We start from the raw sequence: 12,645 nt of genomic DNA on the forward strand, positions 1-12,645 counted from the left end.
GCCAAATTTTCAGCGGCAATTTCTGTTTCTTGATTTAGATCTAATGGAAAATGCTGGTTTTGAAAATTAGAGCTATTTTGTGGAAAAACGTGTTAGTTCTGATTTTTTGTCCCTGCTAGCCTACAGCCCATCAAACGTAACCCGTAAATTAAAACAAGGTTACTGCACGGTGCAGCACAGGCTGCACTGGCTGAAGCCGAGGAGCACAATTATGTCTAACATGTTTTACATTCCTTCTTCTAACCTGATGGGACCAGGCTGTCTGGCCGATGCAGCGACTGCGATCGCTTCTCATGGCTTTAAACGCATTTTGATCGTCACTGACCGTTTCCTGAACAAAATGGGTGTGGTCGACAAAGTGGCAACACTGCTAAAAGAAGCGGGTGTGGACAGCGTTGTGTTTGACGAAACCAAACCTAACCCAACCGTGGATAACGTTGAAGCAGGCCTAGCAAAACTGAAAGCCAGCGAATGTGACTGTGTGATGTCTCTCGGCGGTGGTTCACCACACGACTGTGCAAAAGGTATCGCGCTGCTGGCAGCAAACGGCGGCGAAATCAAAGATTACGAAGGCGTTGATAAATCACCAAAACCGCAACTGCCACTATTCTCTGTGAACACCACAGCGGGTACCGCATCAGAAATGACCCGTTTCTGCATCATCACTGACGAAAAACGTCACATCAAAATGGCGATTGTCGACAAGCACGTCACACCGCTGATGTCTGTGAACGATCCTGAACTGATGCTGGCTAAACCTGCGTCTCTGACTGCAGCGACTGGTATGGACGCATTGACTCACGCGATTGAAGCGTACGTGTCTATCGCGGCCACACCGATTACAGATGCAGTTGCTATCAAAGCGATTGAGATGATTCAAGCGAACCTGCGTCAAGCCGTAGAACACGGTGATGACATCACCGCTCGTGACAACATGGCATACGCACAATTCATGGCGGGCATGGCATTTAACAACGCGTCACTGGGTTACGTTCACGCCATCGCACACCAACTCGGCGGTTTCTACGACCTGCCACACGGTGTTTGCAATGCGGTACTGCTGCCACATGTACAGCAATACAACAGCGATGTTGCCGCTGAGCGTTTGACTGACGTGGCACGCGCAATGGGTGTGGATACTGAAGGCATGACACCAAGTGATGGCGCTGCAGCCGCGATTCGCGCGATCTGCAAACTGTCGTCTGACGTGAAAATTCCTGCAGGCCTGACCGAGCTTGGCGTGAAAGAAGAAGACTTCGACGTGCTGGCTGAAAACGCACTGAAAGACGCTTGTGGTTTCACCAACCCTAAACAAGCGACTCATGAAGAAATCGTTGCCATTCTGAAATCGGCAATGTAATTGACCATCAGGCCTCATGACCCGCTGTCATGGGGCCTGACACCTTTCTGAATACGCGCCTTCAGGCGCTGTCCTCTGATTGTTACACGTAAAATCCACAATTTTTTATAATGAGATTGTGTTCATATCCAATCAATTATCTTACACTGCCCCTTCTGAAAATTATGATCACTTGGGCTGAATGAAAACACTCAACAGTTTCCGTCGGGTTGATGAAACCGAATACGCGCTATCAACCGACAAAGTCAATGTGCTGTACTATCATCTGCCAAAACACTTTCAGGGCGAATACCGGTCTTACGAAACGCCGCGTCTGTGTACGATTTTGCAAGGCAGCAAAGATGTACGCATCAACCAGTCGCAGCAGTTTACCTATCGAAAAGAGCAGTGCGTCCTGTTGCCGCCTCATGCCAATGTGCACATGTCGATGTCGGAATTTACCAAAGCTTTGGTGTACGAATTCAGCGAAGATGTGCTGGATGATGTCAGTGCGAGAGTGGGTGACCAACTTGAAATCGAAGCGTCACTTGACCATGATTACAGCCATTTTCAGATGGATAATGCCCAAGACCGCATCTTTGCACTGCACGACCGCGCGCAGGAAATTCTGCACAGCAACGACACCAACATTCCGTTTCTACTCGATTTAGTCACGCAAGAAATGGTGTATGAGCTGCTCAAGCGTCAAGGGGCATACGAAATTTTGTCTCAGCACCATCACCATCCGATCAATCGCGCGATTCAAATGATGAAAGCGCATCTTGGCGATGGTTTGTCGATTTCAGAGTTGGCGGAAGAGGTGCGCATGTCGCTGCCAAACTTCAGCCAAAAATTCAAACTGGTCACCAATCAAACCCCAAAAGAGTATTTCACTCGGCTGAAACTCAATCAGTCAAAACGGTATTTAAGTCAGCTATCGGTGACAGACACCGCATTAGAACTGGGGTATGAAAACATTTCCCACTTTATTCGCCTGTTTAAGACCGAGTTTGGTGTCACGCCAAAACAGTACAAGCTGTCTCAGGAGTTGAGACACTGAGCTACGACCGGAGTGGCTCATGAGTCGAACCCGCGATGAAACGAACGCAACTTCATGATCACTTCGGCATTTTAAGGCCACAAGAGGCGCGACGGACTTTATCCGCCGGCGCTTTTCCGCTAAGGTAGTCGCGCATTTCAAATTGCCCCTGGATCAGCAGACAGGGTAATAACTGAGCTGGGTAATTGATCGTTGAACTCATAGCAATCAAGGAGCCTGCTTATGTCTGCACAACGCCTATGGATACAATCCCCGCTGGCCTGTTTCACCGCCAACCCCTGCGATGCCAGTGGCGGTCTGGTCATTGACAACAACCGCATTGTTGAACTGTTAGCTCAAGGACAAATGCCATCGACGCCCGTCGATGAGGTGTTTGATGCCCGTGAGCTGGTGATCATTCCGGGATTGATTAATACTCACCATCATTTTTATCAAACCTTAACCCGAGCGTGGGCGCCCGTTGTGAGCGTGCCGCTGTTCCCGTGGTTAAAAACCTTATATCCGGTTTGGGCGAAGCTGACACCAAAAGCACTGGAGTTGGCCAGCAAAGTGGCGCTGGCTGAATTACTGTTATCCGGCTGTACCACCGCGGCCGATCACCATTATCTGTTTCCGACCGGAATGGATGAGGCGATCGACATTCAAGTGGCCGCCGTTCGTGACATGGGCATGCGCGCCATGTTGACCCGAGGTTCGATGAGCCTTGGGGAAGATGAAGGCGGTTTACCGCCACGGCATACCGTGCAAAGCGGTGATGTGATCCTTAAAGACAGCGAGCGCTTAGTGAAGCGTTATCATGAACGGGGTGAGGGCGCGCAGATCCAAATTGCACTTGCGCCGTGCTCACCCTTTTCGGTCACGCAGAACATCATGGCCGACAGCGCCATGCTCGCCAAAGCGCTGGATGTGCGTTTGCACACGCATCTTGCCGAAACCCTCGATGAAGAAGCCTTTTGCCTCAAGATGTTTGGCATGCGTACGGTCGATTACCTCGACAGCGTCGGCTGGCTGAGCGATCGCACTTGGCTGGCGCACGGCATTCATTTCAACCAAGAAGAGATCGAACGCCTTGGGCGCGCAGGAACTGGCGTGTGTCATTGTCCGGTGTCGAATATGCGTTTGGCCTCGGGTATGTGTCCGACGCTGGATCTGCAAGCTGCTGGCGCGCCAGTGGGGTTGGGCGTTGATGGTTCTGCATCGAACGACGCTTCCAACATGATGTATGAAGCGCGTCAGGCACTGTATCTGCAGCGGCTGAAATATGGTGCCGAACGCATCACGCCGGAAGAGGTGTTGGGCTGGGCGACTCGCGGCTCGGCTGCACTGCTGGGGCGTTCGGACATTGGTGAAATTGCCGTTGGGAAACAAGCCGATCTGGCGATGTTCAAACTCGATGAGCTGCGTTTTTCCGGCAGTCACGATCCGATTGCCGCTTTGTTACTGTGCGGCGCAGAAAAAGCGGAGCATGTGATGATCGGCGGACAATGGCGAGTGAAAAACGGCATCATCGCCGGGCTTGATATTCAAGCGCTGATGGCTGAACACAAAGCTTTGGCCGCGAAGCTGGTGGCCAGCGCTTAGTCGGGTGTTATCAACGCAGCGATGAGATTGACGAAGAAGTCCATTGACGCAGAAAAGTCGAAGCAAAAGAAAAGGCGAACCTTGCGGTTCGCCTTTTTTAGGACTCAAAGTTATGTTCGGACTCTTAACTTTGTTTGCGGATGAGGTAGTCAAACGCGCCTAAGCTCGCTTTCGCACCTTCACCCATCGCAATGATGATCTGTTTGTAAGGGACGGTCGTTGCGTCACCTGCAGCAAACACACCATCCATGCTCGTTTCGCCGCGGCTGCCGATTTCAATCTCGCCACGAGCAGACAGTTCCACCGCTGAATCTTTCAGCCATTCGGTGTTAGGCACCAGACCGATTTGGACGAAGATACCAGACAGGTCAATCTGCTTAATTTCATCGGTGTTGCGGTCTTTGTATTTCAAGCCAGTCACACGAGTCCCATCACCCACCACTTCGGTGGTTTGAGCCATCGTGATGATGTCGATGTTTGGCATTGAATTCGCTTTGTTAATCAGCACTTGGTCTGCGCGCAGAACATCAGCAAATTCCAGGACGGTCACGTGCTCAACGATACCCGCTAAGTCAATCGCCGCTTCGATGCCTGAGTTACCACCCCCGATCACTGCGGTTTTCTTGCCTTTGAACAGTGGGCCGTCACAGTGCGGGCAGTACGCCACGCCTTTGTTGCGGTATTCTTGTTCGCCAGGCACGTTCATTTCACGCCAGCGCGCACCCGGGCTTAAGATGACACTGTTACTTTTCAGTGTCGCACCGCTTTGCAGGTTCACGTGAATTTTGCCATCTGCGGTGAATTCAGCGCCCATCAGTTTTTCAGCTTGTTGCTCTGTGATGATGTCTACGCCGTACTCTTTCAGGTGTTCACCCAAGTTCGCCGCCAGTTTTGGACCTTCTGTGTGTTTCACAGAGATGAAGTTTTCGATCGCCATGGTGTCCATCACCTGACCACCCAAACGCTGCGCCACGATACCGGTGCGAATGCCTTTACGCGCTGCGTAAATGGCTGCCGCAGCACCTGCAGGGCCACCGCCGACCACGAGTACATCGTATGGGTCTTTTTCGTTCAGGCTGGCTGCTGCTTTTTCTGCGGCGCCATCATCGAGTTTGTTCAGGATTTCAGTCAGGGTCATGCGGCCTTGACCAAACAGTTCGCCGTTAATGAACACACTTGGAACGGCCATGATGTCGCGGTTTTTCAGTTCATCTTGGAACAGCGCACCGTCGATCATGGTGGCGCGAATGTCTGGGTTGATCGCTGCCATCATGTTGAACGCTTGCACGACGTCAGGACAGTTTTGGCAAGACAGAGAAATGAACACTTCAACATCGAGCTTTTTGCCGAGTTTTGCGATTTGCTCAATGGTTTCTTGCTCTAGTTTGATGGGGTGGCCGCCTGAGTGCAGCAACGCCAGAACCAGAGATGTAAATTCGTGTCCCATGGGCACGCCTGCAAAACGCAGTTGTGTGCCTTTATTTGGATTTTGGACCGTCATGACAGGCGTGCGATCGCTTGCCGCATCATCACGCTCAACGGTGATCAGTGGGCTGAGTTCAGCGATTTCATTCGCCAATGCCAAAATGTCTTGTGAGCCTTTGCTTTCATCTAGGCTGACCACTAAACGGACGTCTTCTTTTAAATTGGTCAGATACTGTTGTAACTGTTGCTTGATCGCTTGGTCTAGCATACCGAAATACCTTCTTCTTTATTATTTTGAATTTAGAGTGGTCACTCTAGATAAAAGGGGAGAGCGAACCGGGCATTTAGGTCGTCAGGTAAAACACCCGGCCCACTCTTAATTGTGACTCATCTCATTGGAAGCTGCGTCGTGTCAGCGATTGTGCGCCTCAGCCGAGACCCATCTGTGGGTTTTACTCATGCTGGTGGTCTTATTCACGGCGCTGTGCACAGCTTCAAACGATTGGGTCAGTCATCTTTGGGGATGACAAACTTGCCTTAGATTTTACCAACTAGGTCAAGTGAAGGAGCCAGTGTTTGCTCGCCTTCTTTCCATTTCGCTGGGCATACTTCGCCTGGGTGAGAAGCTACGTATTGTGCCGCTTTCACTTTACGAAGTAGGTCTTCTGCGTCACGGCCGATGCCTTCTGCAGTGATTTCCATTGCCTGGATAACGCCTTCTGGGTCAATCAGGAATGTTGCACGGTCTGCCAGACCTTGGCCTTCACGCATTACGCCGAAGTTGTTGGTGATGTTGCCAGTTTGGTCGCCAACCATGTAGTAGTTGATTTTACCGATAGTGTCAGAGCTGTCGTGCCATGCTTTGTGAGTGAAGTGGGTGTCAGTTGATACTGAGTACACTTCTACGCCACGAGATTGAAGCTCTGCATAGTGATCCGCAAGGTCGCCAAGTTCAGTTGGACATACGAAAGTGAAGTCCGCTGGATAGAAGAAAAATACTGCCCATTTGCCTAGAACATCCTGTTCTGTGATGTCAACGAATTCACCGTTTTTGAATGCTGTTGCGCTAAATGGTTTGATTTTAGTATTAATCATATTCCGAGTTTCCTTTAAGTTATTGGGTTTGGAATGTCTTGTCTTCGGGATGTATAGTCACATAATCCTTCGTCTTACGAAAATTGCTTGTAGCTATTGTATTGATAGGCAATACCGATGTTTACCCTATCACTTGAACGGCGCATGATTCGTGATCATGGTCGCCTTTAACTACTTGAATATCATGTTATGTTTATTTGTTTCAATAGCTTGAGTACATTTGGTTACAGTTTGTCGCGGGTTTTAATATCCTTTCATTAAATAAGGATAATGGCGTGCTCAAGGAGGGGTGAAGATGTCTACGATAGGCGAAAGCTTACAAGAAAAGTTTGGTGAAAGTCTCATTTTAAGCCCGAATCTGGTCATGAAACCGATCACTGCACAGGCGTGGCCGCTGTTTCAAGCGTTGCATCAAGACCCGCAGGTGATCGCACTCTGTTTTGACCCACCAAGCGAGGCAGAATTGAAAGCGAAGTTCGCGCAGAGGTTGATGCCATGGCAAATGAATCAGAACCGTTGGCTCTGTTTGACCATTCAAGAGCGCACCACTGGCGCGTGGATTGGCATCACGGGTTTCATCGATCACGAGGGCGTTGCCGAAGTCGGCTATTTGCTGCTGGCTGAGCATCATGGCAAAGGCTACGGCACCGAATCGCTGCGCGCGGTGATTGCGTGGGCGCAGCAAGAGCACGATATTCAGCAGTATCGCGGCGTTGTGACGCAAGGGAACGTTGGCTCTGAGCGGGTGCTGGAAAAGTGCGGCTTTACCTTAGCGCGTATCGAACCGCTGGCGTATGAGATTGGTGGCAAACGCTATGACGACCACATCTATACCCTTCCTACTTGAAGTTGCAGCGGTGTTGGCTGCATTCATTCACCCAATCACATAGCGTATCTATGCTCATGGGGACTCACTCATTTGCCGCCTACCTGCAACTCCAAGTTGTTTGGGTATATGCGCATAAGGGTTAACGGCTTTGAATTGAGCTGGTTTTTTGTCTATTCATCCCGATCTTGGTTCCCAACTTCAGGTTTTCAGCAAAGCAGCGCAATCAGTGCTGCTTTGTTTTTGTCGCTGCGATTGCCTGCTGATGCAGCGCGAGCGAGACTTTCGAGGTCGGCATTCGTGCCAGTTCGGCGCTGATCGCCCAGCCTGCACGCGCCACAGCAGGTAAATCGACGCCAGTTTCAATCCCCAACCCGTGACACAAATAGAGCACATCTTCTGTCGCCACATTGCCTGCGGCGCCAAAAGCGTATGGGCAGCCACCGAGCCCAGCCACGCTGCTGTCCAGCGTCGCAATGCCCATCGACAAGGCCTGATAGAGATTGGCCAGCGCTTGTCCCCACGTATCGTGAAAATGAACGGCCAGTTGCTCGGTGGGAACATGGTGTTGCACCGCGTCCAGCATCTGCGCGATGCGCAGCGGTGTGCCGGTGCCGATGGTATCGCCAAGTGAAATTTCATAGCAGCCCAGCGCGAGTAAATCCGCCGCCACGCTGGCGACTTGCTCGGGTTGGGTCGGGCCATCATAAGGGCAGTCGGCGACGCAAGAGAGATAGCCGCGCACCGGGATATGCTGCGCTTTCGCCGCCTGCATCAGCGGTTCAAAGCGCTTCAGGCTTTCGGCAATCGAACAGTTAATGTTGCGCTGGCAAAAGCCTTCGGATGATGAGGTAAAGATGGCCACCTGATTGGCGCCGCAGGCCATGGCCTGTTCAAAACCTTTTAGGTTGGGGGTGAGGGCGGCGTAAATGACGTCATCTGCTCGCTCAATGCGTGCGAACACATCGCTGGAGTCGGCCATCTGCGGCACCCATTTGGGTGACACAAACGAGCCCGCTTCAATGTGGGTGAGTCCGGTCTGCGACAGTTGATTGATCAGCGACACTTTGGCATCGGTGCTGACAAAATCTTCGTTTTGCAGCCCATCGCGCGCGCCAACTTCTACAATCGTCACTTTTGAGGGCAGCGACATCATCGGCCTCCGTCTTGTTTGTCTGCAGCTTGTGTGTCTTCGGTTTGAATGTCTGCGGCGCGCCAGTCAGGCATGCGTTTGTCAAAAAACGCGTTGAGTCCTTCCTGTCCTTGCGCTGAAATCCGCAGTTCGGCGATCACCTGGCTGGTGTGCGCGATCAGCTTTTGATCAATCGGCTCGGCGTCGCAGCGGGCGCACAAGGCTTTGGCCTGCGTGAGGGCGGCTGGGCTATTGGCTAAGAGCTGCGTGGTGAACTGGTTGACCGTGTGTTCGAGAGCATCCGGCTGATAGCCGACCACCTGATGCACCAAACCGAGGTGGAGCGCGGTAGCGGCGTCAATTGTTTCTGCGCTCAGCATGTAGCGCCGCGCTTGGCGATTCCCCATGGCGCGGCACACATAAGGGCCGATGGTGGCGGGAATCAGCCCGAGGCGCACTTCGCTCAGGCAAAAGCGCGCATTCGGCGCGGCCAGCGCAATGTCGCAGCAACAAATCAAACCCAAGGCCCCACCAAAGGCGCTGCCTTGCACAATGGCCAAGGTTGGGTGTGGGAACGTGTCCAGCGTCTGCATCAGCAGCGCCAATTGCGCCGCGTCGCTGTGATTGTCGGAATGGGATTTTCCAGCCATCGAACGCATCCATTGCAGATCTGCGCCCGCCGAAAAGTGTTGCCCGTTGGCTTGTAGCAACAGAATGCGCACGGCCGGGTTGGATTGCAACTGAGTGAGCTTGTCCAGCAATTGCGAAATCATCACATCATCAAACGCGTTGTGCTTCTCGACGCGGTTGAGGGTTAACGTGGCGATGCCGTTAGCGGACACGTCACACAACACATCGCTTTGACGAGGGTTCATTGTTCTCCTCCCGCTTACATTCGGAAAATACCAAACTGGCTGTCGGCAATTGGCGCTCGCAACGCGGCATTGAGCGCTTGGCCCAGAACATCGCGGGTTTCGAGCGGATCCAAAATCCCGTCGTCCCAAAGCCTCGCGCTGGCGTAATAGGGGCTGCCTTGCGTGTCGTATAACTCAACAATCGAGTCGCGAAACGCTTTGGCTTCGTCATCCGGCCACGCTTCCTGCTGGCGCGCTTTCACCTCGTACCGTACCTGCGTCAGTACGCCTGCCGCCTGTTCGCCGCCCATGACTGAAATTCGTGCGTTGGGCCACATCCACATCATGGTGGGATCGTACGCCCGCCCGCACATGCCGTAGTTTCCTGCGCCATAAGAACCGCCGATGATTACGGTGAATTTGGGCACATCGGCACACGCCACTGCCATCACCAGCTTGGCGCCGTGCTTGGCGATGCCTTCCGCTTCCACTTTTTTGCCCACCATAAATCCGGTGATGTTTTGCAAAAACAGCAGTGGGATTTTGCGTTTGGCGCACAGCTCGATGAAGTGCGCGCCTTTTTGCGCCGATTCGGAAAACAGAATGCCGTTGTTGGCGACTATGCCAATGCGATGGCCATGCAACTGGGCAAAGCCGCACACCAGCGTGCTGCCATACAACGCTTTGAATTCGTCAAACTCGGAATCGTCCACTAAGCGGGCAATGATTTCGCGCACGTCAAACGACAACCGGAGATCGGCATTGACGATGCCGTACATTTCCTGCGCGTCATAGCGTGGCGGCAAGTATTCTTTTGGCGCGAGCGTCGGGGATTGGTTGGTGCTGGCGATGGCTTGGCGAGCCAGATCCAGTGCGTGCGCATCGTCGTCCGCGTAGTAGTCGGCCACGCCGGACTTTTTACAGTGCACATCCGCGCCGCCCAGTTCTTCATCGGTCACCACTTCTCCGGTTGCGGCTTTTACCAATGGCGGGCCGGCGAGAAAGATGGTGCCTTGCTGTTTGACGATGATGGCGACGTCTGCCATGGCCGGAATGTAAGCGCCGCCTGCGGTGCACAACCCCATCACCACCGCAATCTGGGGAATGCCTTGCGCCGACATGCGCGCCTGATTGTAGAAAATGCGCCCGAAATGGTCGCGGTCGGGAAACACGTCCGCCTGATGAGGCAGGTTCGCCCCGCCAGAGTCGACCAGATAGACGCAAGGCAATTGGCAGCGCTGCGCAATCTGCTGCGCGCGCAGATGTTTTTTGACCGTTAACGGATAATAGGTACCGCCTTTGACGGCGGGATCGTTGGCAATCACCATGCACTCAATGCCGTGAATTTTACCAATGCCTGCGACCACGCCAGCGCACGGCACCGATTCTTCATACACTTGCCAGGCTGCAAACTGACCGACTTCAAGAAAGAACGAATTGTCGTCAAGCAGGCGCTGCACCCGTTCGCGCACGGGCAGCTTGCCTTTTTGTCGCTGGCGTTCAATCGCCTTTTCTCCGGCGCCCAGTAGGAGTGTCTGGCGATGTATGTGCAGTTGCTTCACTAGTTCACTCATGTGGGTGAAGTTGGCCTGAAATAGGTCCGATTCAGGTTTTGCTTTCGTTTTTATCACAGCCATTGCGTCTCCGTTACACGCCTTAGCGCGACTCTTCAAACAGTTCACGACCAATCAGAATGCGGCGGATTTCCGAGGTGCCCGCGCCAATTTCATACAGTTTGGCATCGCGTAGCAGGCGTCCGGCCGGAAACTCATTGATATATCCGTTGCCACCGAGTAGCTGAATCGCGTCCAACGCCATTTGGGTCGCCAGTTCGGCGGCGTAAAGAATGACGCCTGCGGAATCTTTGCGCGTCACTTCGCCGCGATCGCAGGCATTAGCGACCGCGTAAACATAGGCTCGTGCAGCATTCAGGCGAGTGTACATATCAGCGACTTTGGCCTGCACCAACTGGAACTCGCCAATCGCATGACCAAACTGTTTGCGGTCGTGCACATACGGCAGCACCAGATCAAGGCACGCCTGCATAATGCCCAGCGGGCCGGCGGCCAGTACCACGCGTTCGTAATCCAGCCCGCTCATCAGCACTTCGATGCCTTGGTTGAGTTCGCCCAGGATGTTCTCAGCCGGCACGGGACAGTTTTCAAACACCAATTCACAGGTGTTGGAGCCGCGCATGCCGAGTTTGTCGAGCTTCTGTGCTGAGGAAAAACCGGGGAAATCGCGTTCGACGATAAACGCGGTGATGCCACGCGATTTGGCATTGGGATCGGTCTTGGCGTAGACAATGACCACCTGCGCATCCGGGCCGTTGGTGATCCACATTTTGCTGCCGTTGAGCACAAAGTGATCGCCTTGACACTCGGCTTTGAGCTGCATGCTGACCACATCCGAGCCTGCATTGGGCTCACTCATCGCCAGCGCGCCCACCCATGACCCATCCAGCAGTTTGGGCAGGTATGTTTCGCGCTGCTTGGCATTGCCGTTACGAAACAGTTGATTGACGCACAGGTTGGAATGGGCGCCATAGCTGAGGCCGACGGACGCCGACGCGCGGCTGATCTCCTCCATCGCCAGCACATGAGCGAGGTAGCCCATTTCTGCGCCGCCGCAGGCTTCATCGACCGTCACGCCGAGCAGCCCCATGTCGCCAAATAGGGGCCAGAGATGGACAGGAAATTGATTATCGTGGTCGATTTGCGCCGCAAGTGGGGCGATGTGTTCGCTGGCAAACGCATGAACCTGCTCTTTGAGCAGATCCAGTGTTTCACCGAGACCGAAATTAAGCGACGGGTACTGGCTGTTCATAACACCTCCATAAGCTTGCATTCAGGCAGTGGAACGCAAGCGGATGAGAACGATGAAACGGCTCAGGTTATTGGGCTTTCAGCGCCAGCTCGCATCGTTGGCGGGCTGCTTCCAGTTCGCCCATCACCACACCGATGTCATCAAGCTGGCGCTGAAGCACTGCTTTCTTTTCATCGATAATGTTGAGCATTTTCATCAACTGTGTCTCGCCTTGATGAGCATCGTAAAGCTCAAACAATTCGCGAATCTCGGCCAGAGAAAACCCAAGGCGTTTACCGCGCATAATCAGCTTAAGACGAATCTTGTCTCTGCGGTGATAGATTCGCACCGTGCCTTTGCGCTCTGGCTCGATTAATCCCATGTCTTCGTAAAAACGAATGCTTCTTGTCGTAATGTCGAACTCTTTTGCGAGTTCACTGATTTTAAAAGTTTCCACCGGATGATGTCCTCCAACTGCTCATTGTGGTTGAGGATCGTTTGTGCTGTTCAAAATCGGTTACAGAGGCC

The 12,645-nt window shown here is 52.9% G+C and carries 11 protein-coding genes; 4 read left to right on the forward strand and 7 right to left on the reverse strand.

Going from position 1 to position 12,645, the window contains the following annotated elements; genetic code table 11:
* The first annotated feature begins 211 nt into the window (after nucleotides 1–211).
* The 3 genes from yiaY to ACF8PK_RS17045 all read left to right on the forward strand — a co-directional run bounded on the left by yiaY (nucleotide 212) and on the right by ACF8PK_RS17045 (nucleotide 3,980).
* Nucleotides 212–1,360 carry an L-threonine dehydrogenase gene (gene yiaY / locus ACF8PK_RS17035; protein WP_004727828.1) on the forward strand — a complete coding sequence of 383 codons (1,149 nt, stop codon included), beginning with the start codon at nucleotides 212–214 and terminating at the stop codon, nucleotides 1,358–1,360.
* Nucleotides 1,361–1,541: 181 nt separating this feature from the next.
* The gene (locus tag ACF8PK_RS17040) at nucleotides 1,542–2,399 is read left to right on the forward strand and encodes an AraC family transcriptional regulator (protein WP_392442591.1); all 858 of its coding nucleotides are present in this window, start codon (nucleotides 1,542–1,544) and stop codon (nucleotides 2,397–2,399) included.
* A gap of 222 nt (nucleotides 2,400–2,621) precedes the next feature.
* The gene (locus ACF8PK_RS17045; protein ID WP_392442593.1) at nucleotides 2,622–3,980 is read left to right on the forward strand and encodes an 8-oxoguanine deaminase; all 1,359 of its coding nucleotides are present in this window, start codon (nucleotides 2,622–2,624) and stop codon (nucleotides 3,978–3,980) included.
* A 124-nt stretch (nucleotides 3,981–4,104) separates the two neighbouring features.
* On the opposite strand, the gene ahpF is transcribed toward ACF8PK_RS17045, so the two are convergent.
* Together ahpF and ahpC are read right to left on the reverse strand one after the other, a co-directional pair.
* Nucleotides 4,105–5,673 carry an alkyl hydroperoxide reductase subunit F gene (gene ahpF / locus ACF8PK_RS17050; protein WP_392442596.1) on the reverse strand — a complete coding sequence of 523 codons (1,569 nt, stop codon included), beginning with the start codon at nucleotides 5,671–5,673 and terminating at the stop codon, nucleotides 4,105–4,107.
* Nucleotides 5,674–5,942: 269 nt separating this feature from the next.
* Entirely contained in the window at nucleotides 5,943–6,500 is a 558-nt protein-coding gene (gene ahpC, locus ACF8PK_RS17055; RefSeq protein ID WP_004727833.1) for an alkyl hydroperoxide reductase subunit C, read from the reverse strand.
* Between the two features lie 295 nt (nucleotides 6,501–6,795).
* On the opposite strand from ahpC, the gene ACF8PK_RS17060 reads away from it, so the two are divergent.
* A complete protein-coding gene (locus ACF8PK_RS17060) occupies nucleotides 6,796–7,347 on the forward strand; it encodes a GNAT family N-acetyltransferase (RefSeq protein WP_392442600.1) in 552 nt (183 codons plus the stop codon).
* A 205-nt stretch (nucleotides 7,348–7,552) separates the two neighbouring features.
* Here the strand turns inward: ACF8PK_RS17060 and ACF8PK_RS17065 are convergent, their stop codons facing one another.
* The 5 genes from ACF8PK_RS17065 to ACF8PK_RS17085 form a co-directional block, all read right to left on the reverse strand.
* Complete coding sequence (locus tag ACF8PK_RS17065; RefSeq protein ID WP_392442766.1) at nucleotides 7,553–8,479, reverse strand: hydroxymethylglutaryl-CoA lyase; 927 nt, start codon at nucleotides 8,477–8,479, stop codon at nucleotides 7,553–7,555.
* Nucleotides 8,479–9,333, reverse strand: a complete 855-nt coding sequence (locus ACF8PK_RS17070) for an enoyl-CoA hydratase-related protein (RefSeq protein WP_392442602.1) — start codon at nucleotides 9,331–9,333, stop codon at nucleotides 8,479–8,481. The genes ACF8PK_RS17065 and ACF8PK_RS17070 overlap by 1 nt, the downstream gene beginning before the upstream one ends.
* A 14-nt stretch (nucleotides 9,334–9,347) precedes the next feature.
* The gene (locus ACF8PK_RS17075) at nucleotides 9,348–10,949 is read right to left on the reverse strand and encodes a carboxyl transferase domain-containing protein (RefSeq protein WP_392442603.1); all 1,602 of its coding nucleotides are present in this window, start codon (nucleotides 10,947–10,949) and stop codon (nucleotides 9,348–9,350) included.
* Between the two features lie 19 nt (nucleotides 10,950–10,968).
* Nucleotides 10,969–12,138 carry an isovaleryl-CoA dehydrogenase gene (locus ACF8PK_RS17080; protein ID WP_392442606.1) on the reverse strand — a complete coding sequence of 390 codons (1,170 nt, stop codon included), beginning with the start codon at nucleotides 12,136–12,138 and terminating at the stop codon, nucleotides 10,969–10,971.
* Between the two features lie 67 nt (nucleotides 12,139–12,205).
* On the reverse strand, nucleotides 12,206–12,574 hold the full coding sequence (locus tag ACF8PK_RS17085; RefSeq protein WP_004727839.1) for a MerR family DNA-binding transcriptional regulator: 369 nt from the start codon (nucleotides 12,572–12,574) through the stop codon (nucleotides 12,206–12,208).
* Nucleotides 12,575–12,645 lie beyond the last annotated feature (71 nt).

This window comes from Vibrio sp. CJQ_6, assembly GCF_043106745.1.
Lineage (GTDB): Bacteria > Pseudomonadota > Gammaproteobacteria > Enterobacterales > Vibrionaceae > Vibrio > Vibrio furnissii.

Coding starts and splice junctions, on each gene's coding strand:
- yiaY (WP_004727828.1), top strand. CDS start 212: ATGTCTAACATGTTTTACATTCCTTCTTCTAACCTGATGGGACCAGGC.
- ACF8PK_RS17040 (WP_392442591.1), top strand. CDS start 1,542: ATGAAAACACTCAACAGTTTCCGTCGGGTTGATGAAACCGAATACGCG.
- ACF8PK_RS17045 (WP_392442593.1), top strand. CDS start 2,622: ATGTCTGCACAACGCCTATGGATACAATCCCCGCTGGCCTGTTTCACC.
- ahpF (WP_392442596.1), bottom strand. CDS start 5,673: ATGCTAGACCAAGCGATCAAGCAACAGTTACAACAGTATCTGACCAAT.
- ahpC (WP_004727833.1), bottom strand. CDS start 6,500: ATGATTAATACTAAAATCAAACCATTTAGCGCAACAGCATTCAAAAAC.
- ACF8PK_RS17060 (WP_392442600.1), top strand. CDS start 6,796: ATGTCTACGATAGGCGAAAGCTTACAAGAAAAGTTTGGTGAAAGTCTC.
- ACF8PK_RS17065 (WP_392442766.1), bottom strand. CDS start 8,479: ATGTCGCTGCCCTCAAAAGTGACGATTGTAGAAGTTGGCGCGCGCGAT.
- ACF8PK_RS17070 (WP_392442602.1), bottom strand. CDS start 9,333: ATGAACCCTCGTCAAAGCGATGTGTTGTGTGACGTGTCCGCTAACGGC.
- ACF8PK_RS17075 (WP_392442603.1), bottom strand. CDS start 10,949: ATGGCTGTGATAAAAACGAAAGCAAAACCTGAATCGGACCTATTTCAG.
- ACF8PK_RS17080 (WP_392442606.1), bottom strand. CDS start 12,138: ATGAACAGCCAGTACCCGTCGCTTAATTTCGGTCTCGGTGAAACACTG.